Annotated in this window: 20 protein-coding genes; 15 read left to right on the top strand and 5 right to left on the bottom strand. The window is 73.1% G+C overall.

The annotated features are described in order from the left end of the window. Positions 1 to 33 precede the first annotated feature (33 nt). Positions 34 to 567 (bottom strand): TetR/AcrR family transcriptional regulator, encoded by a 534-nt coding sequence (locus tag ETD96_RS13125; protein ID WP_138636601.1) that lies wholly within the window; start codon positions 565 to 567, stop codon positions 34 to 36. Positions 568 to 699: 132 nt separating this feature from the next. Here ETD96_RS13125 and ETD96_RS13120 point away from each other — a divergent pair, with 132 nt between their 5' ends. Both ETD96_RS13120 and ETD96_RS13115 read left to right on the top strand, forming a co-directional pair. Beyond that, entirely contained in the window at positions 700 to 1,875 is a 1,176-nt protein-coding gene (locus ETD96_RS13120; protein WP_138636605.1) for a cysteine desulfurase family protein, read from the top strand. A gap of 56 nt (positions 1,876 to 1,931) precedes the next feature. Beyond that, on the top strand, positions 1,932 to 2,768 hold the full coding sequence (locus ETD96_RS13115) for a DUF1206 domain-containing protein (protein ID WP_240807582.1): 837 nt from the start codon (positions 1,932 to 1,934) through the stop codon (positions 2,766 to 2,768). Between the two features lie 13 nt (positions 2,769 to 2,781). Here ETD96_RS13115 and ETD96_RS13110 read toward each other — a convergent pair whose 3' ends face one another. Continuing rightward, the gene (locus tag ETD96_RS13110; protein ID WP_138636599.1) at positions 2,782 to 3,864 is read right to left on the bottom strand and encodes a DUF695 domain-containing protein; all 1,083 of its coding nucleotides are present in this window, start codon (positions 3,862 to 3,864) and stop codon (positions 2,782 to 2,784) included. Between the two features lie 67 nt (positions 3,865 to 3,931). On the opposite strand from ETD96_RS13110, the gene mnmA reads away from it, so the two are divergent. From mnmA to ETD96_RS13085, 5 genes are all read left to right on the top strand, one after another. After that, a complete protein-coding gene (mnmA, locus tag ETD96_RS13105) occupies positions 3,932 to 5,008 on the top strand; it encodes a tRNA 2-thiouridine(34) synthase MnmA (protein WP_138636598.1) in 1,077 nt (358 codons plus the stop codon). A 157-nt stretch (positions 5,009 to 5,165) separates the two neighbouring features. Next, on the top strand, positions 5,166 to 5,984 hold the full coding sequence (locus tag ETD96_RS13100) for an LLM class F420-dependent oxidoreductase (protein WP_138636597.1): 819 nt from the start codon (positions 5,166 to 5,168) through the stop codon (positions 5,982 to 5,984). Positions 5,985 to 6,009: 25 nt separating this feature from the next. Further along, positions 6,010 to 7,017 carry a methionine synthase gene (locus ETD96_RS13095; RefSeq protein WP_138636596.1) on the top strand — a complete coding sequence of 336 codons (1,008 nt, stop codon included), beginning with the start codon at positions 6,010 to 6,012 and terminating at the stop codon, positions 7,015 to 7,017. 103 nt (positions 7,018 to 7,120) lie between these two features. Continuing rightward, the gene (gene ligA, locus ETD96_RS13090) at positions 7,121 to 9,289 is read left to right on the top strand and encodes an NAD-dependent DNA ligase LigA (protein WP_138636595.1); all 2,169 of its coding nucleotides are present in this window, start codon (positions 7,121 to 7,123) and stop codon (positions 9,287 to 9,289) included. 258 nt (positions 9,290 to 9,547) lie between these two features. Beyond that, a complete protein-coding gene (locus ETD96_RS13085) occupies positions 9,548 to 11,695 on the top strand; it encodes a putative bifunctional diguanylate cyclase/phosphodiesterase (protein ID WP_138636594.1) in 2,148 nt (715 codons plus the stop codon). A 194-nt stretch (positions 11,696 to 11,889) separates the two neighbouring features. On the opposite strand, the gene ETD96_RS13080 is transcribed toward ETD96_RS13085, so the two are convergent. Continuing rightward, positions 11,890 to 12,135, bottom strand: coding sequence for a DUF6458 family protein (locus ETD96_RS13080; protein ID WP_138636593.1), 246 nt, complete (start codon positions 12,133 to 12,135; stop codon positions 11,890 to 11,892). A 164-nt stretch (positions 12,136 to 12,299) separates the two neighbouring features. Between ETD96_RS13080 and gatC the strand changes: the two genes are divergently transcribed. The 3 genes from gatC to gatB all read left to right on the top strand — a co-directional run bounded on the left by gatC (position 12,300) and on the right by gatB (position 15,688). Continuing rightward, complete coding sequence (gene gatC, locus ETD96_RS13075) at positions 12,300 to 12,599, top strand: Asp-tRNA(Asn)/Glu-tRNA(Gln) amidotransferase subunit GatC (protein ID WP_138636592.1); 300 nt, start codon at positions 12,300 to 12,302, stop codon at positions 12,597 to 12,599. A gap of 99 nt (positions 12,600 to 12,698) precedes the next feature. Continuing rightward, positions 12,699 to 14,189: an Asp-tRNA(Asn)/Glu-tRNA(Gln) amidotransferase subunit GatA gene (gene gatA, locus ETD96_RS13070; RefSeq protein WP_171069008.1), complete on the top strand. Its 1,491-nt coding sequence runs from the start codon at positions 12,699 to 12,701 to the stop codon at positions 14,187 to 14,189. A gap of 14 nt (positions 14,190 to 14,203) precedes the next feature. Then, positions 14,204 to 15,688 (top strand): Asp-tRNA(Asn)/Glu-tRNA(Gln) amidotransferase subunit GatB, encoded by a 1,485-nt coding sequence (gene gatB, locus ETD96_RS13065; RefSeq protein WP_138636603.1) that lies wholly within the window; start codon positions 14,204 to 14,206, stop codon positions 15,686 to 15,688. A 58-nt stretch (positions 15,689 to 15,746) separates the two neighbouring features. On the opposite strand, the gene ETD96_RS13060 is transcribed toward gatB, so the two are convergent. Beyond that, positions 15,747 to 16,847, bottom strand: a complete 1,101-nt coding sequence (locus ETD96_RS13060; protein ID WP_138636591.1) for a PQQ-dependent sugar dehydrogenase — start codon at positions 16,845 to 16,847, stop codon at positions 15,747 to 15,749. Between the two features lie 434 nt (positions 16,848 to 17,281). On the opposite strand from ETD96_RS13060, the gene ETD96_RS13055 reads away from it, so the two are divergent. The 4 genes from ETD96_RS13055 (at position 17,282) to ilvC (ending at position 23,711) form a co-directional block, all read left to right on the top strand. After that, positions 17,282 to 20,110, top strand: coding sequence for a putative bifunctional diguanylate cyclase/phosphodiesterase (locus ETD96_RS13055; RefSeq protein ID WP_138636590.1), 2,829 nt, complete (start codon positions 17,282 to 17,284; stop codon positions 20,108 to 20,110). A gap of 126 nt (positions 20,111 to 20,236) precedes the next feature. After that, complete coding sequence (locus ETD96_RS13050) at positions 20,237 to 22,123, top strand: acetolactate synthase large subunit (protein ID WP_274704604.1); 1,887 nt, start codon at positions 20,237 to 20,239, stop codon at positions 22,121 to 22,123. A 5-nt stretch (positions 22,124 to 22,128) separates the two neighbouring features. Next, on the top strand, positions 22,129 to 22,653 hold the full coding sequence (gene ilvN / locus ETD96_RS13045) for an acetolactate synthase small subunit (RefSeq protein ID WP_138636588.1): 525 nt from the start codon (positions 22,129 to 22,131) through the stop codon (positions 22,651 to 22,653). Between the two features lie 74 nt (positions 22,654 to 22,727). Continuing rightward, the gene (gene ilvC, locus ETD96_RS13040; protein WP_138636602.1) at positions 22,728 to 23,711 is read left to right on the top strand and encodes a ketol-acid reductoisomerase; all 984 of its coding nucleotides are present in this window, start codon (positions 22,728 to 22,730) and stop codon (positions 23,709 to 23,711) included. Positions 23,712 to 23,791: 80 nt separating this feature from the next. Here the strand turns inward: ilvC and ETD96_RS13035 are convergent, their stop codons facing one another. Next, positions 23,792 to 24,580 (bottom strand): hypothetical protein, encoded by a 789-nt coding sequence (locus tag ETD96_RS13035; protein ID WP_240807581.1) that lies wholly within the window; start codon positions 24,578 to 24,580, stop codon positions 23,792 to 23,794. Between the two features lie 139 nt (positions 24,581 to 24,719). Between ETD96_RS13035 and ETD96_RS13030 the strand changes: the two genes are divergently transcribed. Then, complete coding sequence (locus ETD96_RS13030) at positions 24,720 to 25,319, top strand: PadR family transcriptional regulator (protein ID WP_138636586.1); 600 nt, start codon at positions 24,720 to 24,722, stop codon at positions 25,317 to 25,319. The last annotated feature ends 30 nt before the right edge of the window (positions 25,320 to 25,349 follow it).

Below are 25,349 nucleotides of genomic sequence, written 5' to 3'. Positions count from 1 at the left end.
GGCGGGACGGGAGTCAGGGGGCGGGTGCCCCCGTCATCGCTCCAGAAGGTCCAGCAGCCGCCGTTTCAGTGCTTCGAGCTGCGCGGCGTCGTACAGCTCGGGATCATGGCTCACCACTTCCCAGAGGCCCTCGGCCGCGAGCCGGACGACCATCGCGGCGCCCGGGTCCGGGTCCTCGGCGGGGTCGCGGCCGTGCCAGCGGCGCATCGCCGCGTTCAGCGGCTCGCCCTGCTCCGGGTCCGCCGCGGCGGCCGTGATGGCCGACCAGCGCCGGTAGGCGCGGGCCTCCCCGGTGAGGATCTCGAACGTGGCCTCGACGTAGGCGCGGGTGTAGGCGCTCGGCACGCCGTCCCCGTACGCGTCGACGTAGGCGGCGATCAGGTCGTCGAACTCCTCGATGACCCGCGCCACCATGGCCCGGACGAGCGCCTCCTTGGTGGGGAAGTGGTAGAGCAGCCCTCCCTTGCTGACGCCGGCGCGGTCGGCGACCGCGATGAGCGTCAGCGCCTGCGTGCCCTGCTCGGAGAGCACGGCCTCGGCGGCGTCCAGAAGGGCGTCTTTCGTCATGATGCTCCTACTGTACCGGCTGGACGGTACAGACGGTGAACCGGCCCTTCCCGGCGGCTATTCCCGCCCCCGCGCGCAACGGCACGGGCGACGGCGGGGAACAGGACCGGCGCGGATAATGTTGACCGCGTGGTGACCTACCTCGACCATGCGGCGACGACCCCGATGCTGCCCGAGGCCGTCGAGGCGATGACGGCGGAGCTGCGCGAGCTGGGGAACCCGTCCTCCCTGCACGCGGTGGGACGGCGCGCCCGCCGCGTCGTCGAGGAGTCCCGCGAGATCATCGCCGAGGCGTTCGACGCCCGGCCCAGCGAGGTCGTGTTCACCTCGGGCGGCACCGAGGCCGACAACCTCGCGGTCAAAGGCGTGTTCTGGGCCCGCCGCGCCGCCGACCCCGCCCGCACCCGCGTGCTGGCGGGCGCCGTGGAGCACCACGCCGTCATGGACGCGGTGCAGTGGCTCGCCGACCACGAGGGCGCGAAGGTCGAGTGGCTCCCGGTGGACGGGCTGGGCCGCGTCCGCCCCGAGACGCTCCGCGACGCGCTCGGCTCCGGCGACGACGTGGCGCTCACCACCGTGATGTGGGCCAACAACGAGGTCGGGACGGTCCAGCCGGTCGCCGAGCTCGCCGCCGCCGCCCGCGAGCGCGGCGTCCCCCTGCACACCGACGCCGTCCAGGCCGCCGGGCAGCTGCCCGTCGGGTTCGCGGCGAGCGGCGCGCAGGCCCTGACCATTACCGGCCACAAGCTCGGCGGCCCGATCGGCGTCGGCGCGCTGCTGCTCGCCAAGCCCAAAGAGCCCGTCTTCCTGGACCCGGTGCCCCTGCTGCACGGCGGCGGCCAGGAGCGCGACGTCCGGTCCGGGACGCTCGACACCCCGGCCATCGCCGGGTTCGCCGCCGCCGTCCAGGCCACCGTCGCCCGCCGGGAGGCCGAGGCGCGCCGCCTCACCGAGCTGCGCGACCGGCTGATCGACGCCGTCCGCGCCGCCGTGCCGGACGCCGTCCTGAACGGCGACCCCGTCGACCGCCTCCCCGGCAACGCCCACTTCTCGTTCCCCGGCTGCGAGGGCGACGCCCTGCTCATGCTGCTGGACGCGCGCGGCATCGCCTGCTCCACCGGGTCGGCGTGCTCGGCCGGCGTCTCCCAGCCCAGCCACGTCCTGCTCGCGATGGACGCGAGCACCGAGCGCGCCCGCGGCTCGCTGCGCTTCACGCTCGGCCACACCTCCACCGAGGCCGACGTGAAGGCCCTCGCCGACGCCATCGGCCCGGTGGTGGAACGCGCGCGCCGCGCCGGCCTCAGCTGACCGCCGGCCGATCCGCCCCGGGTTTGACCTTCTCTTGAACGGGGACGGCGTTGCCCGTGACGACGGACGTGAGCGACGGCATCAAGCAGGCGGCGGGACACCCCTGGTTCCACCACCTGTCCCGGGCGGGTCTCGCCGCCCGCGGACTCCTCTACCTCCTCATCGGCTGGCTCGCCCTCCAGGTGGCGTTCGGCGGCGGCGGGAAGGAGGCCGACCGCAAGGGCGCGCTGGAGGCGGTCGCCGAGAAGCCGGGCGGCCCGGTCGTCCTCGGGCTGATGGCGGCCGGTTTCGCCGCGCTCGCCCTCTGGCAGCTCGCCGAGGTCCTGTACGGGCGTCCCGTAGAGGACGGTGACAAGCCCACCAAGCGGCTGGGCTCGGCGGGGCGCGCCGTCATGTACACGGCGGGCTGCGCGGGGACCCTGGCGTTCCTGTTCGGCCACCACGGCACGTCGAGCGACCGGCAGTCCCAGACCATCACGGCGCGGCTGATGGGCGAGCCCGGCGGCCGCTGGCTCGTCCTGGCGATCGCCGCCGGGTTCGTGGTCTGGGGCGTCATCGTGGTCGTCGGCGCCGTCCGGCGCGGCTTCCTGGACGAGCTGGAGACCGCCAAGATGGGCAGGGTGGCGCGGCGGTCGGTCCAGCCCCTCGGCATCGTCGGGAACGCCGCCCGCGGCCTGGTCGGCCTCGGCGCCGGCGCGTTCCTCGCCTACGCGGCCGCCACGTTCCAGCCGGACAAGGCGCGCGGCCTCGACGGCACGCTCCGCGAGTTCGCCGACACCCCCGCCGGCGCCTGGGGCCTCGCGGCCGTCGCCGCCGGCGTCCTCACCTTCGGCCTCTACTCGTTCTGCGAGGCCCGCTGGCGCAAGGTCGACGCCACGCGCCAGGGCTGGTAGGGCACGCGGCTTCTCACGGCTGGTAGGGCGCGAGGGCCTTCCAGCCGGGGTCGGCGGTGGAGGCGACCTTGGCCTTGCCCTCCGGCCAGCCCGCGGCGAGCTGGTCGAGCTCGGAGATGACGCCCGAGTCGGGGTCGGCGTACAGGTGGAAGACCCGCAGGCCGTCCCCCGTCTCCCGGACGGCGAGGACCGCCCGGTCGCCGAGCTTCGCCAGCTTCTTCTCGAACGAGCGCAGCGCGCCCGCCGACGGCTCGACCGGCAGCCGGTCGGGGTTGCTGTTGGCGTACGGGACGGTGATCGCCACGTGCAGGTCGCAGAGCGGGTAGTCCTGCCGGTGCAGCGGGAACCGGGCGCCGAGGCGGGCCGGGTGCCCGCGCGGGGTGCGGCCCTCGCCGGTCAGCCAGGCGGGCTCGGCGAACGGCTCGGCCACCTGCTCGACGACGGCGGGCAGCATCGACGGCACCAGCGCGTCGATCGGCGCCTCCGTCGCGATCGCGACCTCGCCGATCCAGCGGGCCACGTCGTCCTCGCCGAGCGCCCAGTACAGGACGTTCAGCGCCACCTGGAGCTGCTGCTCCTCGGCGACGAACAGGAAGTCGGGGTGGTAGGCGGTGATGTGCACGCGGGCGCGGTCGGCGTCGGCGCGCATGCCCAGCCGGACGTACTCCAGGTCGAACTCGTGGTCGCCGAGGATGAGGTCCTGCGACAGCATCTCCGGGTCGGCCTGGCGCGCCGGGTGGAAGCTCCAGCCGCCGGCCGCGGCGCCGGAGGGCGCGGAGCGGGCCCAGCGCTCGGTGAGGCCGCGCAGCTCGGGGTCGCCGCCGCCGGTCACGGTCAGCGACGGGCTCCGGTCGTCGGCGCCGCCGATCTCCCACTGCAGGCCCGGATGGATCTTGTGGACGCGGCGGGACAGCTCCTCGATCGTCTCGGCCGACAGCCCCTCGCCGGGCACGGCGGCCTCGGCCGCGTCGGGTTCGGGCCCGGCGGCCAGCGACGCCTCGATGGTGGGGCGGGCCTGCGCCCACCACTCCCAGAACTCGCTGATCGCGGGCGGTACGACGGTGGACGCCTCGCGCGGACGGCGGAAGATTCCCATAGCGGCCCCAATCGTACGCGGAAATGCGGACGGCGGACCGGGCCACGCCGCGTACCCTCGAAGGACTATGACTCTGCGCGTTCTCGCCGCCATGTCGGGCGGCGTCGACTCCGCCGTGGCCGCCGCCCGCGCCGCCGAGGCCGGGCACGACGTCACCGGCGTCCACATGGCCCTGTCCAGCAACCCGCAGTCCTACCGGACGGGGGCGCGCGGCTGCTGCACCCTGGAGGACTCCCGCGACGCCCGGCGCGCCGCCGACGTGATCGGCATCCCCTTCTACGTCTGGGACCTCGCCGAACGCTTCCACCAGGACGTCGTCGAGGACTTCGTCAGCGAGTACGCCGCCGGGCGCACCCCGAACCCGTGCCTGCGCTGCAACGAGAAGATCAAGTTCGCCGCGCTGCTCGACCGCGCCATGGCGCTCGGGTTCGACGCCGTCTGCACCGGCCACTACGCCCGCCTGGAGGACGGCGTCCTGCGCCGCGCCGTCGACCCGGCCAAGGACCAGTCCTACGTGCTGGCCGTCTGCACCCCCGAGCAGCTCGCGCACGCGCTGTTCCCGCTCGGCGACACCTCCAAGGCCGACATCCGGCGCGAGGCGGAGCGGCGCGGCCTCCAGGTCGCCGACAAGCCGGACAGCCACGACATCTGCTTCATCGCCGACGGCGACACCCGCGGCTTCCTCGCCGAGCGGCTCGGCGCCGCCAGGGGCCCGATCGTCGACACCGACGGCAACGAGGTCGGCGAGCACGACGGCGCCTACGCCTACACGATCGGCCAGCGCAAGGGCCTGCGCCTCGGCACCCCGGCGCCGGACGGCCGGCCCCGCTACGTCCTCGACATCTCCCCGGTCACGAACACGGTGACCGTCGGGCCGCGCGAGCAGCTGGACGTCCGCGAGATCACCGGCGAGCGCGCCGTGTGGCTGGGCGACGTCCCGGAGGGCCCCTTCGGCTGCCAGGTCCAGCTCCGCGCGCACGGCGAGGTCTACGACTGCACCGCCGAGCCGCACGGCGACGAGCTGCGCATGACCCTCGCCACCCCGGCCCGAGGCGTCGCGACGGGCCAGGCCGCCGTCCTCTACACCGGCGACCGCGTCCTCGCGTCCGCCACGATCGCCGACACCACCCGCGTCCCGGCCTGACCGCGTCCTGTTAGACCTCGGGCCCTGTTAGACCCCGCACTCTTTGACCCCCAAGCCCCGAACGCCGAGGTGTCCTGGAGGGGCTGGGGGTGTGCGGGGTCCTTGCCGCTGTGACCGGTTGGCCTATCGTCTCCTGGACGGAACTTGGGAGGCGGCTGTGGAGTTCGGTGTTTCGACGTTCGTGACGGATGACGGGATCGGGCCGGCGGCGCTCGGGCGGGCGCTGGAGGAGCGCGGGCTCGGGTCGCTGTACCTGGCCGAGCACACGCACATCCCGGTGAAGCGGGAGTCGCCGTGGCCCGGCGGGGCGGAGCTGCCCCGGAAGTACTACCGGACCCTCGACCCGTTCGTGGCGCTGACCGCGGCGGCGGCCGTGACGGAGCGGCTGCGCGTCGGGACGGGCATCGCGCTGGTCGTCCAGCGCGACCCGATCGTGCTGGCGAAGGAGGTCGCGTCCCTCGACCTGGTCTCCGGCGGGCGGGCGGTGCTCGGCGTCGGCGCCGGCTGGAACCGGGAGGAGATGCGCAACCACGGCACCGACCCGAGGACGCGGATGCGGCTGCTCCGCGAGCGCGTGCTCGCCGTCAAGGAGCTGTGGACGAAGGAGCAGGCGGAGTTCCACGGCGAGTTCGTCGACTTCGACCCCGTGTTCTCCTACCCGAAGCCCGTCCAGGACCCGCACCCGCCCGTGATGATCGGCGGGTCCGGCGCGACGACGTTCGACCGGGTGGTCGAGTTCGGCGACGGCTGGATGCCAATTTACGGGCGCGGCACGGACACGCTGGCGGCGCAGATCTCCGAGCTGCGGGAGCGGGCCGGCCGCAGAGTGCCGGTCACCCTGTTCGGCGTGCCCGGGAAGAAGGAGGCCGTCGCCGAACTGGCGGACGCCGGCGTCGACGAGGTGCTGTTCAACCTGAGGACCGAGCCCGAGGACGCGACGCTCCGCTACCTCGACCGGCTCGCGGACCTGGTCTGATCACGGCGCCGATAGGGTCGGGGACGTGACGACGAGCTACCCGTGGCAGGCGGGGACGGCGACTGGAGTGGGGTCATATCCGGGGGACGACCCTGCGGAGGCCCTGCGGGTGGTCCTCGGCGAGCTTCCCGACCTGCCGCACCTGCCGGAGCTGCCCGCGCGCGGCCCCGGCGCCGACCTCACCGGCCGGACCGCCGGGCTGCTGATCGACATGCCGGTGCGGGTCGAGCCGTCCGGCTGGCGGTTCTCCGACCGGCCGGGCCGCGACACGCTGCGCTCCCGCGACCACCTGGCCCGCGACCTCGACGTGCTGGAGGAGGTCGCGGGCGGCCACGACGGGCCGTTCAAGATCCAGGTGTGCGGGCCGTGGACGCTGGCGTCCACGATCGAGCTGCGGCACGGCGACCGGGCGCTGAAGGACCCGGGCGCCGTCCGGGACCTGACCGCCTCGCTCGCCGAGGGCGTGGCCGCGCACGTCGCGGACGTCCGGCGGCGGCTGCCCGCGGCGGAGATCGTCCTTCAGCTGGACGAGCCGGGCCTGCCCGCCGCGCTGGCCGGGACGGTCCCGACGGCCAGCGGCTTCTCGCGGCTCCGCGCCGTCGAGGAGCCCGTCGCCGAGGACGCCCTCCGCACGGTGATCGACGCCGCCGGCGCCTACCCGGTGGTGCACTGCTGCGCCCGGAACGTCCCGTACGGGCTGCTGCGCGGCGCCGGCGCGAAGGCGATCTCGGTCGACCTGCGCCTCGTGCCGAAGCGCGACGACGACGCGGTGGGGGAGACCATCGACGCCGGGATCGGGCTGTTCCTCGGCGCCGTGCCCGGCAGCGACGCCGCGCTGCCGTCCCTCCAGGCGACCGGCGAGCCGGTGAAGGGCCTGTGGCGGCGGCTCGGCTTCCCGCCCGCGCAGCTCGCCCGGCAGGTCGTGATCACCCCCGCCTGCGGCATGGCGGGCGCGTCGCCCCGCTATGTCCGCGACGCCCTCAAACGCTGCCGCGACACCGCCCGGATGCTCTACGAAGCCGCGGACGAGTGACCGGAGGGGCCGTCCCACCGGCGGGTCGGCGGGCCGCCAAGAAGGCGGATGACCAGGGTGCGTCACGGGTCATAATGTCGGACGCGTTGGCGACAATGGGGGCATGACCATGAGCGATGGCGTTCCCGCGGAGGCACGGCAGCGGCACCTCGAGCTGAGCCGGGAGCTCGAGGAGGCCAACTACAGGTACTACGTCCTCGACCAGCCGACGCTCACCGACGCCGAGTACGACGCGCGCATGCGGGAGATCGGCGCGCTGGAGGAGCGGCATCCCGAACTGGTCACTCCCGACTCGCCGACGCAGAAGGTCGGCGCGCCGATCGTCACCGACTTCGCGACGGTCGGCCACCTGGAGCGGATGCAGAGCCTCGACAACGCGATGAGCGCCGACGAGCTGCTCGCGTGGGACGAGCGGGTCGTCAAGGAGGTCGGCACCGTCGCCGGCTACCTGTGCGAGCTGAAGATCGACGGCCTGGCGATCGCGCTGACCTACGAGGGCGGGCGGCTGACGCGCGGCGTCACCCGCGGCGACGGGCGCACCGGCGAGGACGTCACCAACAACATCCGCACGATCGCCGACATCCCGGACCGGCTGGCCGGCGACGGCTGGCCGGACGTGCTGGAGGTCCGCGGCGAGGTGTTCCTGCCGGTCGCCGGGTTCGAGCAGGTCAACGCCGCGCAGGTGGAGGCGGGCAAGGAGCCGTTCGCCAACCCGCGCAACGCGGCGGCGGGGTCGCTGCGGCAGAAGGACCCGCGGGTCACCGCGCACCGGCCGCTCGGCATGCTCGTCCACGGGTTCGGCGCCTGGCGGGGCGGGACGCAGCCGGAGAGCCAGTCCGGGGCGTACGAGCTGATGCGCGGCTGGGGGCTGCCGGTCAGCGACCGCTACAAGGTCGTCGGCGGGCTCGACGCCGTCCGCGAGTACATCGCCGAGTACGGCGAGAACCGGCACGACCCCGCCTACGAGATCGACGGCGTCGTGGTGAAGGTCGACGAGTTCTCCCTGCAGCGGCGGCTCGGGTCGACGAGCCGGGCGCCGCGCTGGGCCATCGCGTGGAAGTACCCGCCCGAGGAGGTCAACACCCGGCTCCTCGACATCAAGGTCGGCGTCGGGCGCACCGGGCGCATCACCCCGTTCGGCGTGATGGAGCCGGTGAAGGTCGCGGGCTCCACCGTCGACCGGGCCACGCTGCACAACGCGGGCGAGGTCAAGCGCAAGGGCGTGCTGATCGGCGACACCGTCGTGCTGCGCAAGGCCGGCGACGTCATCCCGGAGATCGTCGCGCCGGTGACCGCGCTGCGGGACGGCTCCGAGCGCGAGTTCGAGATGCCGTCGCACTGCCCCGAGTGCGGCACCGAGCTGGCGTACGAGAAGGAGGGCGACGCCGACATCCGGTGCCCCAACGCGCAGTACTGCCCGGGGCAGCTGCGCGAGCGGCTGTACTTCGTGGCGAGCCGCAACGCGCTCGACGTCGAGGCGCTCGGCTATGTCGCGGCGACCGCGCTGACGCAGCCGCTGGAGCCGTCCGACCCGCCGGTGAAGAACGAGGGCGACCTGTTCCACCTGACGGTCGAGCAGCTGCTGCCGATCCGGAGCCTGGTGCTCGACTCCAAGACCGGCACCGCCAAGACCGACCCGAAGACCGGCGAGCCGAAGGTCGTGTCGTTCTTCGCCAACAAGGAGGGCGAGCCGAAGAAGACGGTCGAGATCCTCTTCGAGGAGCTGGAGAAGGCCAAGCGGCAGCCGCTGTGGCGGGTGCTGGTGGCGCTGTCGATCCGGCACGTGGGGCCGTCGGCCGCGCGCGACCTGGCCCGCGAGATGCGCTCGATGGACGCGATCGCGGCCGCGACCGAGGAGGAGCTGGCGGCGGTCGACGGCGTCGGGCCGACGATCGCGGCCTCGATCAAGAACTGGTTCGCGGTCGACTGGCACCGGGAGATCGTCGACAAGTGGCGGGCCGCGGGCGTCCGGATGGAGGACGAGGGCGCCGCGGGCCCGCGCCCGCTGGAGGGCGTCACCGTGGTGATCACCGGTTCGCTCGCGGAGTACAGCCGCGACTCGGCGACCGAGGCGGTGCAGCGGCTCGGTGGCAAGGTGTCCGGCTCGGTGTCGAAGAAAACCGGCTTCGTGGTCGTCGGCGACAGTCCAGGGTCGAAATACGACAAAGCCGTCAAGCTGGGCGTACCGGTCCTGGCGGAGGACGGCTTCCGCGTGCTGCTCGCCGACGGGCCAGATGCGGCCAAAAACGTAACTTTGCGCGCCGACGAATAACGCCGCGTGGTCATGGGGGTCCGACCAGCATCGCGTTACTCAGGGGTACACTACGATCACCCAACGGTGAGCGGTGGGTGTGATACGGCATAACGGAACGTACGCAATCGGTTTCGCGAAGTTGACCAAAGGCCGTACCCTCCCACTCATCACGACCTACACCTGAATCTCCGGACGTAACACCCGGGAGGCGTCCCCCCGGGAGCGGGGACGCCCGGTGCCGGGGGCCGGCCCCCCGAACCTCCCCCCGAGGATGTGATGAAGGACCCGAACAATACGCGGAACACGGCACCGCGCCGCGGCTCCCCGTTGTGGATCTACTTCGTCGTGGTCATCCTGCTCGGCGTCACGGCCGGCGGGGCCGCGTTCTCCGGGCTGAGCGCGGCCGACCTGGACGCCCTCGTCGGCACGCCCGTCTTCTGGATCCTCGCCTGCTTCATCATCTTCGGCGAGATGCGCCCGATCATCACGCCGGGCTCCACGGAGAACAACGGCGCCACCACCTCCACCACGTTCTCGTTCGCGGCGCTGCTGTACGCCGGCCTGCCCATCGCCGCCGCGCTCCAGGCCGTCGCCGTCATCACCTGCGGCATCTTCCGCGGCCGCGCCCCGCACCGGATCGCCTTCAACGCCGCCCAGTACACCCTCAGCCTCGCCGCCGCGCAGCTCGTCCTCGCGCTGTCGGGCAACCTCGCGACCCCGTCCAGCCTGTGGGTGCCGCAGGGCTCCGACCTGCCCGCGATCGCCCTCGCCGGCGCCGTGTACTTCGTCTGCAACGACACCCTCGTCGGCTCCGCCGTCGCCCTGCACGAGCGGGTCTCGCTGGTGAAGGCGCTCCGCTTCGACCTCGGCTACCAGATCCTGGTCCACCTGGCGCTGCTCGGGCTGGCCCCGCTGATGGTCGTCGCCATGGACCGGTCCGCCCTGTTCGTGCCGCTGATCGTCCTGCCGTTCATCGCCGTCTACATGAACGCCTCGGTCTCCGTCCGGCGCGAGCACCAGGCCCTGCACGACGGGCTGACCGGGCTGCCCAACCGCAAGCTGCTGATCGTCCGCACCGAGGAGGCGCTCGCCGAGGCGCGCGGCGCCAAGAGCCGCGGCGCCGAGCACCACGGCGCGTCCAAGCGCGGCGCCGAGCGGCACCGCCCCGGCCGGCTCGGCTCCCGGCGCCGCAGGCCCGCCGACCCGCCGGACCACCGCGCCGGGCTGTTCCTCCTCGACCTCGACCGCTTCAAGGAGGTCAACGACACCCTCGGGCACCCCACCGGCGACCGGCTGCTGCAACTCGTCGCGCACCGGCTCACCCACAGCGTCCGCCCCGGCGACCTCGTGGCGCGGCTCGGCGGCGACGAGTTCGCGGTGCTGCTGCCGACCGTCCGGGACGAGGCCGCCGCCCGCGAGGTCGCCGCCCGGCTGCGCGCCGCGCTCAGCGAGCCCGTCCGGCTGGACGGCATGTCGTTCGACCTGGAGGCCAGCGTCGGCATCGCGCTGTTCCCCGACCACGCGCCCGACTTCGAGCTGCTCCTGCAGCGCGCCGACGTCGCGATGTACAACGCCAAGGAGGCCCGCACCGGCGTCGAGACCTACTCGCCCGGCAAGGACCGCAACTCCCCGGCGCGGCTCAGCATGCTCGGCGACCTGCGCCGCGCCATCGACCGCTCCGAGCTGGAGCTGTTCTACCAGCCGAAGGTCTCGCTGCGGGACGGCCAGCTCGTCGGCATGGAGGCGCTGCTGCGCTGGCGCCACCCCGACCAGGGCGTCCTCGAACCCGAGGCGTTCCTGTCCGTCGCCGAGCAGACGTACCTGATGCGCTCGATCACCCACCATGTCGTGACCGCCGCGCTCGCGCAGACCGCCGCCTGGTGGCGGGAGGACCTCGCCGTCCAGGTCGCCGTGAACGTCTCCGGCCGCGACCTCCTCGACACCGGCCTCGCCGAGACGATCGAGGAGGGCCTGCTCGCCCGCGGCCTGCCCGCCGCCGCGCTCCAACTGGAGATCACCGAGCGGATCCTGATGAACGAGCCCGCCTACGCCTCCGAGACCGTCGGCGCCCTCGCCGCCCTCGGCATCCCGCTCAGCCTGGACGACTTCGGCACCGGCTACTCCTCCCTCGTCCGGCTGAAGCGGCTCCCCGTCGAGGAGATCAAGATCGACGCCTCGTTCGTGCACCGGCTCGCCGACTCCACCGACGACGCCGTCATCGTCCGCTCCATCGTCGACCTCGTCCGCACCCTCGGCCTGCGCTCGGTCGCCGAGGGCGTCGAGGACCCGGCCACCGCCGAGACCCTCCGCGAAATGGGCTGCGACGCCGCCCAGGGCTGGCACTTCGGCCGCCCGATGGACGCCGCGGCCGCCACCGCCTGGCTCCGCCGCCACTCCCGCAAGGCCCCCGAACCCGCAGCGTGATCTCCCAGGGGGGCGACCCCCTGGAACCCCCGTCACGAGCCGGTCGATCCTCACGCCACGGTTCTGGTCCTTGCGACCGTGCGGGTTCGTGGCGTGTCGCTCCGGTCGCCCGGCTCGGCGGGCAGGCCCGCTGCGCTCGCAGAACTCGCTCCGCGTGCCTGCCCGCGCTCCGGGGGCCGGGGCGCCGCGCTGGGTCAGTAGCGGCGGCGGGGTTCGTAGTCGTCGGTGTAGTACTCCTCGCGGACGGCCGGCGGGGGGCGGCGGTCGACGGCGCGGCGGGCGGACACGATCCGGACGATGCCGATGACCAGGCCGATCAGGCCGCCGATCATCAGGATCACGCCGACCAGGCGGATGTCGATGCCGCTGAACTCGTAGTTGACCGCGTAGGCCAGGATCGCGCCGATGATGATCAGGGCGATGCTGCCGCCGATGGTCACGGCGGGCTCCTCTCGTCGTCCCGGGGGTGGACGAGGGGAGCGTTCCCCGTGTGCGGAGATGAAACGGCGCGCCGCGATCGTGCCTGCGTAAACCGGGCGGGCCCGCGGGCGCTCGGCCCATAGGATGGGCGGGAACCCACTTCATCGCAGGAACGGTTTCCATCATGTCCGCCATCACCCGTGACGAGGTGTCGCACCTCGCCCGGCTGTCCCGGCTGGCGCTCGGCGACGACGAGCTCGACCGTCTCGCCGCCCAGCTCGACCAGATCATCTCCGCGGTCGCGCGGGTGCAGGAGGTCGCGGCGGAGGACATCCCGCCCACCTCGCACGCGCTGCCGCTGACCAACGTCTACCGGGAGGACGAGGTACGCCCGTGCCTCACCCCCGAGCAGGCCCTCTCCGGCGCCCCGGCGGCCGAGGAGCAGCGTTTCCGCGTGCCGCGGATTCTGGACGAGGAGGCCTGACCGGTGACTGGAACGGAGCGCAGCGGAGTGGAAGGCGCCGGTCAGGCGGCACGTCCCGGGGGGGCTGGGGGGTCGTCCCCCCAGAAGGACTCGAGTGAACTGGTCAGGAAGGGGGCGGCGGAGCTCGGCGAGCTGCTCGCCGCCGGCGAGGTGTCGGCCGTCGAGGTGGCCGAGGCGCACCTCGACCGTATCGCCGCCGTGGACGGGCAGGTCAACGCGTTCCTGCACGTCGACCGCGAGACGACGCTGGCGCAGGCCCGGCAGGTGGACGAGCGGCGCGCGGCGGGGGCCGAGCTCGGCCCGCTGGCGGGCGTCCCGATCGCGCACAAGGACGTCTTCACCACCGCCGACATGCCCACCACCGCCGGGTCCAAGATCCTGGAGGGCTGGCGGCCGCCGTACGACGCGACCGTGACGGCGCGGCTGCGGCAGGCCGGCCTGGTGATCCTCGGCAAGACCAACATGGACGAGTTCGCGATGGGCTCGTCCACGGAGAACAGCGCCTACGGCGTGTCCCGCAACCCGTGGGACCTGGAGCGCGTCCCCGGCGGCTCGTCCGGCGGGTCGTCGGCGGCGGTCGCCGCGTACGAGGCGCCGCTGTCGACCGGCACCGACACGGGCGGCTCCATCCGGCAGCCCGCCGCCGTCACCGGCATCGTGGGCATGAAGCCGACCTACGGCGGCTCCTCCCGGTACGGCGTGATCGCGTTCGCGTCGTCGCTCGACACGCCGGGCCCGTTCGCCCGGAACGTGCTCGACGCGGCGCTGCTGCACGAGGCGTTCAGCGGCCACGACCCGATGGACTCCACCTCGGTGAGCGAGGCCGTCCCGCCGGTCGTGGAGGCGGCGCGCCGCGCCGACGTCAACGGGCTGCGGGTCGGCGTCGTCAAGGAGTTCGCCGGCGACGGCTACCAGCATGGCGTGTCCGCCCGGTTCAACGAGGCGGTCGAGCTGCTGGAGTCGCTCGGCGCGAAGGTCGTCGAGGTGTCCTGCCCGCACTTCGCCTACGCGCTGCCCGCCTACTACCTCATCGCGCCGTCGGAGTGCTCGTCCAACCTGGCGCGGTTCGACGCCATGCGGTACGGCCTGCGCGTCGGCGACGACGGCACCCGCAGCGCCGAGGAGGTCATGGCGCTGACCCGCGCCGAGGGCTTCGGGCCCGAGGTCAAGCGGCGCATCATGCTCGGCACCTACGCGCTGTCGTCCGGCTACTACGACGCCTACTACGGCAAGGCGCAGCAGGTCCGCACGCTGATCAAGCGCGACTTCGAGGCGGCGTTCGAGCAGGTGGACGTGCTGGTCTCGCCGACCACGCCGACCACCGCGTTCCCGGTCGGCGAGCGCGCCGACGACCCGATCGCGATGTACCTGGCCGACCTGTGCACGATCCCGGCGAACCTCACCGGCAACGCCGCGATCTCGGTGCCGTGCGGCCTGGCGGACGGCCTGCCCGTCGGCCTGCAGATCATGGCCCCCGTCCTCGGCGACGACCGCGTGTACCGCGTCGGCGCCGCCGTCGAGCGGGCCCTGGAAGACCGCTGGGGCGGCCCGCTGCTGGCGCAGGCCCCGGAACTGGTGGAGGCGAAGTGACCACCCCGACGCTGATGGACTACGACGAGGCGCTGGCGAAGTACGAGCCGGTCCTCGGGATCGAGACGCACATCGAGCTCGGCACCGCGTCGAAGATGTTCTGCGGCTGCCCGACGGAGTTCGGCGCGGAGCCGAACACGCAGGTGTGCCCGGTGTGCCTCGGGCTGCCGGGGGCGCTGCCGGTGACCAACCACGCGGCGATCGAGGGCATCATCAAGATCGGCCTGGCGCTGAACTGCGACATCGTGGAGTGGTGCCGGTTCGCCCGGAAGAACTACTTCTATCCGGACATGCCGAAGAACTTCCAGATCTCGCAGTACGACGAGCCGCTGTGCGTGGACGGCCACCTGGAGGTCGAGGTCGACGGCGAGACGTACCGGATCGAGATCGAGCGCGTCCACATGGAGGAGGACACCGGCAAGTCGCTGCACGTCGGCGGCTCGACCGGGCGCATCCACGGCGCCGAGTACTCGCTGGTCGACTACAACCGGGCCGGCATCCCGCTGGTGGAGATCGTCACCAAGCCGATCCCGGCGACCGGTGACAAGGCGCCGCTGGTGGCCCGCGCGTACGCGACGGAGCTGCGCGAGCTGGTCCGGTCGCTCGGCGTGTCGGACGTCCGCATGGAGCAGGGCTCGATGCGCTGCGACGTGAACGTCTCGCTGATGCCGCGCGGCGCGTCCGAGTGGGGCACCCGCACCGAGACCAAGAACGTCAACTCGCTGCGGTCGGTGGAGCGGGCCGTCCGGTCGGAGATCGAGCGGCAGGCCGGCGTGCTGGACGCCGGCGGCCGCATCGTCCAGGAGACCCGCCACTTCCACGAGGACACCGGCCGCACCACGAGCGGGCGCAGCAAGGAGGAGGCGCAGGACTACCGCTACTTCCCCGAGCCCGACCTGGTACCGATGGCGCCGTCCCGGGACTGGGTGGCGGAGCTGCGCGCGTCCCTGCCGGAGCTCCCGGCGGCGCGGCGGCGCCGCATCCAGGCCGAGTGGAACCTGTCGGACCTGGAGCTCCGCGACGTCGTCAACGCCGGCGCGGTCGACCTCATCGAGGCGACGGTCGCGCAGGGCACCGACGCCGGCGCGGCCCGCAAGTGGTGGATGAACGAGCTGTCGCGGCGCGCCACCGAGCAGGGCGTCGAGCTGGCCGACCTGCCGATCACGCCGGAGCAGGTCGCCCGCGTGCAGGCGATGATCACGGCCGGGGAGCTGAACGACAAGCTGGCCCGCAAGGTGTTCGAGGGCGTCCTCGCCGGCGAGGGCACGCCGGACGAGGTCGTCGCGAAGCGCGGCCTGAAGGTCGTCAGCGACGAGGGCGAGCTGTCCTCGGTCATCGACCAGGTGATCGCCGACAACGCCGACGTGGCCGACAAGATCCGCGCCGGGAAGGTCGCCGCCGCCGGCGCCCTCGTCGGCGCCGTGATGAAGGCCACCCGCGGCCAGGCCGACGCCGGCCGCGCCCGCGAGCTCATCCTGGAGAAGCTCGGCGCGTCCTGATCACGCATCCTGACACGCGGTGCCGTCCCGCGCCCCTCCGATGGGCGCGGGACGGTGGTCAGCCGGGGTGGACGCTGAGGATGCGGTCGTCGTTGGGGGCGGGGTCGCCGCGGCCGTCGCGGTTGCTGGTCGTGACCCAGAGGGTGCCGTCGGGGGCCTTGGTGACGGCGCGCAGGCGCCCGAACTCGTTCTGGAGGTGTGCGACGGGGCGGCCCACCTTGCCGTTGTTCAGGGGGACCTGCCAGAGGCGCTCGCCGCGCAGCGCGGCGGCCCACAGGGAGCCGTCCGCGTAGGCGAGACCGGACGGCGACGCCTCGTCGGTCGTCCAGGTCAGCAGCGGCTTCGTGAAGCCGTCGCCGTCCTCGTCGCCCTCGACCTCGGGCCAGCCGTAGTTCTTGCCCTTCTGGATCAGGTTGATCTCGTCGAAGCGGTTCTGGCCGAACTCGGTGGCGTAGAGGCGGCCCTTCCCGTCCCAGGCGAGGCCCTGGACGTTGCGGTGCCCGTACGTCCAGACGCGGTTGCCGAACGGGTTGCCGGGGGCGGGCTTCCCGTCGGGCGTCACGCGGAGGATCTTCCCGGCGAGGGAGTTCTTGTCCTGGGCGAGGGGGCCGTCGCCGGTCTCGCCGGTGGCGATGTAGAGCATCTTGTCGGGGCCGAACGCGAGCCGTCCGCCGTCGTGGTTGGGGCCCTTGGGGATGCCGGTGACGATCGGCTCGGGCGTACCGAGGCGCCCGTCATAGGTGGCGCGGACGACACGGTTGTCCGCCGCGGCCGTGTAGTACAGGTAGACGAGATGGTCGGACGCGTACGACGGCGACACGGCCACGCCGAGTAGCCCCGCCTCACTCTGCGCCTCCACGCCGGGCACCGTGCCGACGACCGTCTTCTGCCCGGACGGCGCGACCCGCACCACGCGGCCCGAGTCCCGCTCGGTCACCAGCGCGTCGCCGCCGGGCAGGAACGCCACCGCCCACGGCACCTCCAGATCCGCGGCGATCGTGCGCGGCTCGCCGGGCGCTCCGGGCGTCCCGGACGGCGCGCCGGACGAAACGGGCGGCGACGTGCGCCCACCGCCGTCGTCGCCCCCGCCGGACGAAGAGGACGAGCAGCCCGCGAGGAGCACCGCGGTCGAGACCAGGACGATCGTGTGCAGTCGCATGAACGCCTCCCGTAGGTAGTACGCATCCGGCGGTCCGGTCGTTCCCCGTCACCGAGCGTCATGTGGGGCAAGCCGCCGATTCGGTGACGATCCCATTTCGGGCCTCCCAAACGGATCCGCGACGAGGTCGTTTGTCGCCGGGAGGACGCTCAGCCTCAATCGCTCCGTGACCTACCGAACGTACAGTGAGCGACACGGTGATCCCGTAGTGCAGCAACGTCGCTGATCTCCGGCAGGCGGCTCCGGCAGGCATGCTCCCCCCAGGCAGGCCGGTCGCCACCGGCCCGCGCCGACCCTGCGCGGGGCACGATCCGCGGCCTTCCGCCCGTTGTACGGGCGGCGAGGGTCGTGGACCCCGACTCTTCCCCGACGTGCGGCGTCCACCGTCCGCGGGGGCCGACACGCCCCACCGGGGGCAGGAAGGGACCGGCGCGATGAGCGGCGACTACGCCAGGCGGGTGCCGCCGCGTGCGCTGCCGGTCGCCATGGCCGCGGTCGTCGGCGTGCTGTACGCCACCGGTTCGCTGCTGGGCTGGGGCGGCCGGGCGTTCATCGCGTGGGCGGAGGCGGGCGCCGCGGGCGCCGCCGCGGTCTCGCTGCTGCTGTCGTCGCGCCGGCCGGACGGCGTCCCGGCGGAGCCGGGCGCACCGGGCGGGCTCTGGCGCGCGTCGTGGCGGTGGTACGGGATCGCCGCCGCGTCCTGGTTCGTCGGCGCGCTCGGCGGGGCCCTGGCGGACGGCGCCGGCCGCACCGCGCTGTCCCTGTCGGTGCCCGACCTGTTCTACCTGTTCGCGCTGGTGGCGCTCGTCACGGGTCTCGTCGCGCCGATTCGGCTGCCGCGCGACGCGGGCACCTGGCTGCGCTACGCGGCCGACACCTATGTCTGCGCGTGCGCGCTGTTCGTGCTCGGCTGGGTCGCGCTGTTCGGCACCCTGTACCACCGGTCGGGGGAGGCGCCGCAGGAGTTCCTGCTGGAACTGCTGTACCCGCTGATCGACATCGTGTTCGTCTGCGGCGCGCTGCCGTTCGTCCTCGGCGCGGCCCGCGGGCACCGGCGGCTCGCCTGGATGGGGTACGGGGCGCTCACCGCCATCGCCGCCGCCGACATCGTGAGCACGTTCGTCCGGCTGGACGGCGGCGGGCCGTCCGACGACCCGTCCGACATCCTCCGCCTCGCCGGGCTGCTGCTCCTGCTGCTGGTGCCGTGGACCGGCCCGGTCGCCGAGCCGGACCTGCCGGTCGACGACATCCCGGCGGACGTCGAGGTGGACGGCGAGGAGCGGGGCCGCATGATCGGCCCCGGCATCGCGCCCGCCGCGGTCGCCGCCGCGGCGGCGCTGTTCATCGGGGGCCACTCGCTCACCGGCCAGAACGGCCTGGAGCCCGGCGTGTCGATCGCCGCGGGCTCGGCCGCGCTGGTGCTGATCGCGCGGCTCGCCGCGCTGCTGCACGAGAACGAGGCGCTGCGCCGGGCCGTGGACACCGGCGAGGAGCACTTCCGGGCGCTGTCGGAGAGCATCAACGACGCGGTGCTCATCTGCGACCTGGACGCGACCGTCCAGTACGCCAGCGCGGGCGCGCTGCGGACGTACCACTACACGTCCGAGGAGCTGCTCGGGCGCCCGCTGAGCGAGATCGTCCACCCGGAGGACCTGCCGCGCGTCCAGGCGGTGTTCACCGAGTTCCTGGGCGAGCAGCCGGGCAGCGGGCCCGACGACGCGCTGCGCGTGTCGTGCCGGGTGCGCGCGGCCGACGGCACCTGGCTGCCGACCGAGTCGACGATCTCGCGGTACAGCGGCTCGGCCGGGACGCCGGCGCGGCTGCTGGTGACGACGCGGGACCTGAGCGAGCAGGCGGCGCTGCAGCGGCAGGTCGCGCACCTGACGTTCCACGACGGGCTGACGGGCCTGCCGAACCGGTCCTACTTCGAGGAGCGGACGCGGGAGGTGCTGTCGCGGCAGCCGTCCGGCGGGAAGGCCGCGGTCGTGTTCGTCGACCTCGACGGGTTCACCGCGGTGAACGACTCGGAGGGCCACGCGGCCGGCGACCAGGTGCTCGCGCAGGCCGCGCGGCGGCTGCGCGCGAACGTCCTGTCGGACGACACGGTGGCGCGGTGGGGCGGCGACGAGTTCGCCGTGCTCGTGCAGCTCCCGCCGGACGACGGCGAGACCCGCGCCACGGTCGAGCTAGCCGGGCGGCTGCTGCGCGTCCTCTCGGCCGACCCCTACCAGGTGGGCGACAAGCACATCGTGCTGACGGCGAGCGTCGGCATCGCGTTCGCCGGGGACGAGGAGGAGCCCGGCGCCGGCCCCGGCGGCGCCGACGCGGGCCGCCGGGTCCGCCGCTCCGCCGCCGACCTGCTGCGCAACGGCGACCTCGCGATGGCCCGCGCGAAGGAGGCGGGCGGCGGGCGCGTCGAGGTGTACGCCCCGCACATGCACGCCGACGTCGTCCGGCGGCTGGAGCTCGGCAGCGACCTGCAGACGGCGCTCGCCGAGGAGCAGTTCGCGGTGGAGTTCCAGCCGGTGGTGGACCTCGGCACGTCCCGGGTGACCGGGGTGGAGGCGCTGCTGCGCTGGTGGCGGGGGAGCGAGGCGGTGCCGCCGGAGGAGTTCATCGGCCCGGCGGAGGAGTCCGGCCTGATGGTGCCGCTCGGCGAGTGGGTGCTGCGGGAGGCGTGCCGCGAGGTCGCCCGCTGGCGCGGCGACTCCTGGGACATCGGCCTGTCGGTGAACTTCACCGCCCGGCAGATCGCCGCGCCGCGGTTCACCGAGACGGTCGCGGCGGTGCTGGAGGAGACGGGGCTGGCGCCGAGCGCGCTCACCCTGGAGGTCCGCGAGGAGGTCCTCGTCGAGGACGCCGGGCAGAACGTGGCGCGGCTGTCGGAGCTGCGCGACCTCGGCGTCCGGCTGGCGATCGACGACTTCGGCACCGGGTACGCCTCGCTGGCCTACCTCGGGCAGCTCCCGGTGGACATCATCAAGATCGACCCGTCGTTCGTGGCGGGCCTCGGCGCGGACGAGACGCTGACGCTGCTCACCCGCACGATCGTCCGGCTCGGCAGCGACCTCGGGCTGACCGTGGTGGCGGAGGGCATCGAGCGGCCCGAGCAGCTGGAGCTGCTGCGGGAGATGGGCTGCCCGCGCGGCCAGGGCTTCCTCGTGGCGCGCCCGATGGCGGCGGGGCGGGTCGAGTCGCTGGTGCGGACGAACCTCGCCGGGCGCAACCGGCCGGGCGACGTCGCGCTGCCCCTGCCGGGCTGACCTCCGCCGCGTGAACCGCGCCACAGTTATCTCAAATCCTGAGATTTACTGTCCACGGATTTGACCGGGGGGCGGACATCGGCGAAAGTGGGCTCGTGCAGAGCACCTCCATCATCCTCGTAGTACTTGGCCGGCGCGCGGGCTGACCAAGCTTCTCGTCCTGCGCGCCTCCCCTCGACCGCTTCACGGCGGCGGGGGTTTTTTGTTGCCCGGCGAGCCAAGACTCACTCCCCAAGGAACCGCAGAATCATGACGACCGAACAGATGACGGGAGCCCAGGCGCTGGTCCGCGCCCTGGAGAACGTCGGCGTCGACACCGTGTTCGGCATTCCGGGTGGCGCGATCCTCCCGGCGTACGACCCGCTGTTCGACTCCAAGAAGCTGCGCCACGTCCTCGTCCGGCACGAGCAGGGCGCCGGACACGCCGCCCAGGGCTACGCGATGGTGACCGGCAAGGTGGGCGTCTGCATGGCCACCAGCGGCCCCGGCGCGACCAACCTCGTGACGGCGATCTCCGACGCCTACATGGACTCGGTGCCGATGGTGGCGATCACCGGCCAGGTCGCGTCCTCCCTCATCGGGACGGACGGCTTCCAGGAGGCCGACATCGCCGGCATCACGATGCCGATCACCAAGCACAACTTCCTGGTGACCAAGGCGTCGGACATCGCCCGGACGATCGCCGAGGCGTTCCACATCGCGGGCACCGGGCGGCCGGGGCCGGTCCTGGTCGACATCGCCAAGGACGCGCTCCAGGCCACCGTCGCCTTCGAGTGGCCGGTCGCGCTCCAGCTGCCCGGCTACCGGCCCGTCACCCGGCCGCACTCCAAGCAGGTCCGCGAGGCGGCACGGCTCATCGTGAACGCCGAGCGCCCGGTGCTGTACGTCGGCGGCGGCGTGCTGAAGGCCGGCGCGTCCGCCGAGCTGAAGGTGCTCGCCGAGCTGACCGGCGCCCCCGTCGTCACCACGCTGATGGCCAAGGGCGCGCTGCCCGACAGCCACCCGCTGCACATGGGCATGCCCGGCATGCACGGCGCGGTCGGCGCGGTCGGCGCGCTGCAGCGGTCCGACCTGCTGGTCACCCTCGGCGCCCGGTTCGACGACCGGGTCACCGGCAAGCTGGACGGGTTCGCGCCGCACGCCAAGGTCGTGCACGCCGACATCGACCCGGCGGAGATCTCCAAGAACCGGCACGCCGACGTCCCGATCGTCGGGGACGCCCGCGAGGTCATCGCCGACCTGATCGTCGCCGTGCAGAACGAGCACGAGCAGGGCCGCAAGGGCGACTACACCGACTGGTGGCGGCAGCTGAACGCCTGGCGGGAGACCTATCCGCTGGGCTACGACACGCCGGCCGACGGCTCGCTGTCCCCGCAGTACGTCATCGAGCGGATCGGGGAGATCGCCGGTCCGGACGCCTACTACGTCGCGGGCGTCGGCCAGCACCAGATGTGGGCCGCGCAGTTCATCAAGTACGAGCGGCCGGGCGCGTTCCTGAACTCCGGCGGCGCCGGGACGATGGGCTACGCCGTCCCGGCGGCGATGGGCGCCAAGGCGGGCGCGCCCGACACCACGGTGTGGGCGATCGACGGCGACGGCTGCTTCCAGATGACCAACCAGGAGCTCGCGACCTGCGCGATCGAGGGCATCCCGGTGAAGGTCGCGATCATCAACAACGGCAACCTCGGCATGGTCCGGCAGTGGCAGACGCTCTTCTACAACGAGCGCTACTCCAACACCGGCCTCAAGCCGCAGGCCGAGCACGCCGAGAAGCGGATCCCCGACTTCGTCAAGCTCGCCGAGGCGTACGGTTGTGTCGGCCTGCGCTGCGACAAGGCCGAGGACGTCGACGAGGTCATCGCCAAGGCCATGGAGATCAACGACGCGCCCGTCGTGATCGACTTCGTCGTGCACGAGGACGCCATGGTCTGGCCGATGGTCGCGGCCGGCACCACCAACGACGACATCAAGATCGCGCGGGACATGGCGCCCGAGTGGGAGAACGGAGACTGACCCCGATGAGCCTGCACACCCTCTCGGTGCTGGTGGAGAACAAGCCCGGCATCCTGGCCAGGGTCGCGGCGCTGTTCTCCCGGCGCGGCTTCAACATCGAGTCCCTCGCCGTCGGCGTCACCGAGCACCCGGACATCTCCCGGATGACGATCGTGGTCAACGTCGCCGACCTGCCGCTCGAGCAGGTCACCAAGCAGCTCAACAAGCTGATCAACGTGCTGAAGATCGTCGAGCTGGACTCCGGGGCGTCGGTCCAGCGCGAGCTGGTGCTGGTCAAGGTGCGGGCGGACGCGGAGACGCGCTCGCAGGTGCTGGAGACCGTCAACCTGTTCCGTGCCAAGGTGGTGGACGTCGCGCCGGACGCGGTCACGATCGAGGCGACCGGCAACCGCGACAAGCTGGACGCGTTCATCCGGGTCCTGGAGCCGTTCGGCATCAAGGAGCTGGTGCAGTCGGGCATGGTGGCCATCGGCCGCGGCGCCCGGTCCATCACCGACCGCTCGCTCCGGGCGATCGAGCGCAGCGCGTAGCCCGTGCGGGGCCCGCCCCCGCACGTCGGCAGACCAATACAGATACAACGAAAGGCGACAGCACTGTGGCTGAGATGTTCTACGACGACGCCGCCGACCTGAGCGTGATCCAGGGCCGGCACGTGGCGGTCATCGGCTACGGCAGCCAGGGGCACGCGCACGCGCTCTCCCTGCGCGACTCCGGCGTGGACGTCCGGGTCGGGCTCCGCGAGGGGTCGGCCAGCCGGGAGCTGGCGGAGGCCGAGGGCCTGCGCGTCGTGACCCCGGCGGAGGCGGCCGAGGAGGCCGACCTCATCATGCTGCTGGCCCCGGACCACCACCACCGGGAGATCTTCGAGAAGGACATCAAGCCGGCCCTCGTCGAGGGCGACGCGCTGTTCTTCGGCCACGGTTTCAGCGTCCGCTACGGCCTCGTCCAGCCGCCGGAGGGCGTGGACGTGGCGATGGTCGCGCCGAAGGGCCCGGGGCACCTCGTCCGCCGCCAGTTCGTCGCCGGGCGCGGTGTGCCGGTGATCGTGGCCGTGGAGAAGGACGCGTCCGGCAACGCCTGGCCGCTGGCCCTCTCCTACGCCAAGGCGATCGGCGGCCTGCGCGCGGGCGGCATCAAGACCACCTTCACCGAGGAGACCGAGACCGACCTGTTCGGCGAGCAGGCCGTGCTGTGCGGCGGCGCGTCCGAGCTGGTCAAGACCGGCTTCGAGGTGCTGACCGAGGCCGGCTACCAGCCGGAGGTCGCCTACTTCGAGGTGCTGCACGAGCTGAAGCTGATCGTGGACCTCATGTACGAGGGCGGCATCTCCAAGATGTACTGGTCGGTGTCCGACAACGCCGAGTACGGCGGCTACCGCAGCGGCCCGCGCGTGATCACGCCGGAGACCAAGGCCGCGATGAAGAAGATCCTCGGCGAGATCCAGTCCGGCCAGTACGCCAAGGAGCTGGTGGACGAGTTCGAGAGCGGCCAGAAGAAGTTCAAGGAGTACCGCGAGAAGATGGCCGAGCACCCGGTCGAGAAGACGGGCGCCGAGCTGCGCCCGATGATGAGCTGGCTCAACGACTGAGCACCGCGCCGGAGGCGCGGAGGCCGGCGGCCTCCGCGCCTTCGCCGTTCTCAGGGCCCGGCCCGCGTGCCCGGGGAGGCTCAGAGGCCGAACCGGCGCAGCAGCCGGGCCCGCAGCGACGGGCCGCCGCCGGTGCCGCTGACGAAGAGCGCCAGGTGGCCGCCCCTGGTGAAGTAGACGGCGACGTCCTTCGCGCCGGCCGCCCGCCGCTGCGGGCCGGTCCGCACGCCCTCGGCGCGGACGGAGCCGAAGCGGGCCTCGCGGGTGACGCCGAGCGCGGTCGCCGCGACGTGCACGTCCCAGCGGCCGGGCGCCACGGCGGCGGGGTCGGCGACGGCCTCGAAGCCGCGCGCGCCGTCCGGGCGGGGCCCGGCGGGGAAGCCGTGCTCGACGCCGGACGTCCGCTCGCGCAGGATGAGGTCCACGGCGGTGTGGTTGGTCTCGACGCGCTGCAGCGCGGCGACGCCGCGGATGCGCACCTTGCGGCCCTGCCAGGCGACCGCGTCGAGCCGGTGCTCGACGCCGACCTCGGTGGTGATGTCGGCGTCCTGCCGGGGGACGCCGCGCAGGTAGGGGTACATCGCGTAGATCCGGCCGCCGACCACCACGGCGCCCGCCGGGCTGCCCTCCACCTCGTCCCGGATCAGCCGCTCCAGCTCCTCGCGCAGGCCGTGCTGGATGCAGAACGCCCGGAGCCGCACGGACGCCGGCATGGCGGCGCGGGCGGCCTCGCTCAGCCCCTCCTCGCCGAGCACGAGGCGGGTGCCCTCCACGAGCCGCTCCCGCTGGACGCGGTCGAGGCTCAGGTAGCGGTGGTCGTACACGCGCAGCACGTCGCGCAGGACGCTGATGGTGCAGTCCGAGGTCACGGGTCTCTCCTGATCGGCCGGGGACATCGGTCACGTTAAAGCTCCGCGCCGTCGCTCACAGTGAAATCCCGGTGGTGTGTCCTCTCGGATGCATACTCGGTATTGCCTTGGGGATACGCGGTATGCATACTTGGTAGGCATGTCGATCCGTCACGGCCTGCTGGCCCTGCTGTCCCAGGGGCCCCGCTACGGCTACCAGCTGCGCGCCGAGTTCGAGTCCTCCACCGGCGGCACCTGGCCGCTCAACATCGGCCAGGTCTACTCCACCCTCTCCCGGCTCGAACGCGACGAGCTCGTCACCCGCGTCGGCGCCGACGACGAGGGCCGGTTCGTCTACCGGATCACCCCGGAGGGCGAGGCCGACGTCCGGCGGTGGTTCGCCACCCCGCTCGTCCGGGCCGACCGGCCCCGCGACGAGCTCGCGATCAAGCTGGCGATGGCCGTCACCACCCCGGGCGTGGACGTCGCCGCCGTCGTCCAGGCGCAGCGCACCGCCACGCTGCGCGCCCTCCAGGACCTCACCCGGCTGAAGGCCGACGCGCCCGCCGTCCCCGCCGACCAGGGCGACCGCGCGTGGCGGCTGGTCCTGGAGTCCATGATCTTCCAGGCGGAGGCCGAGGTGCGCTGGCTGGACCACTGCGAGTCCTACGTCGCCCGCGCCGAGGCCCCCGCGGCCCCGGCGACCCCGGCCGCCGCGCCCGCCGAGGCGCTGGAAAAGGGGACGACGGCTCGACGCTGATGATCGCCGTACACATGCCCCAATTGGAGC

Source organism: Actinomadura geliboluensis, from assembly GCF_005889745.1.
Classification (GTDB): Bacteria; Actinomycetota; Actinomycetes; order Streptosporangiales; family Streptosporangiaceae; genus Spirillospora; species Spirillospora geliboluensis.
This window is presented reverse-complemented; position numbering and strand designations above follow the sequence as displayed.

What these genes read in the sequence shown, in the direction of transcription:
- mnmA (WP_138636598.1), top strand. Translation starts at nt 3,932, where the DNA reads ATGACTCTGCGCGTTCTCGCCGCCATGTCGGGCGGCGTCGACTCCGCC.
- gatC (WP_138636592.1), top strand. Translation starts at nt 12,300, where the DNA reads ATGTCCGCCATCACCCGTGACGAGGTGTCGCACCTCGCCCGGCTGTCC.
- ilvN (WP_138636588.1), top strand. Translation starts at nt 22,129, where the DNA reads ATGAGCCTGCACACCCTCTCGGTGCTGGTGGAGAACAAGCCCGGCATC.
- ligA (WP_138636595.1), top strand. Translation starts at nt 7,121, where the DNA reads ATGACCATGAGCGATGGCGTTCCCGCGGAGGCACGGCAGCGGCACCTC.
- ETD96_RS13030 (WP_138636586.1), top strand. Translation starts at nt 24,720, where the DNA reads ATGTCGATCCGTCACGGCCTGCTGGCCCTGCTGTCCCAGGGGCCCCGC.
- ETD96_RS13085 (WP_138636594.1), top strand. Translation starts at nt 9,548, where the DNA reads ATGAAGGACCCGAACAATACGCGGAACACGGCACCGCGCCGCGGCTCC.
- ETD96_RS13125 (WP_138636601.1), bottom strand. Translation starts at nt 567, where the DNA reads ATGACGAAAGACGCCCTTCTGGACGCCGCCGAGGCCGTGCTCTCCGAG.
- ETD96_RS13110 (WP_138636599.1), bottom strand. Translation starts at nt 3,864, where the DNA reads ATGGGAATCTTCCGCCGTCCGCGCGAGGCGTCCACCGTCGTACCGCCC.
- gatB (WP_138636603.1), top strand. Translation starts at nt 14,204, where the DNA reads ATGGACTACGACGAGGCGCTGGCGAAGTACGAGCCGGTCCTCGGGATC.
- ETD96_RS13060 (WP_138636591.1), bottom strand. Translation starts at nt 16,847, where the DNA reads ATGCGACTGCACACGATCGTCCTGGTCTCGACCGCGGTGCTCCTCGCG.
- ETD96_RS13055 (WP_138636590.1), top strand. Translation starts at nt 17,282, where the DNA reads ATGAGCGGCGACTACGCCAGGCGGGTGCCGCCGCGTGCGCTGCCGGTC.
- ilvC (WP_138636602.1), top strand. Translation starts at nt 22,728, where the DNA reads ATGTTCTACGACGACGCCGCCGACCTGAGCGTGATCCAGGGCCGGCAC.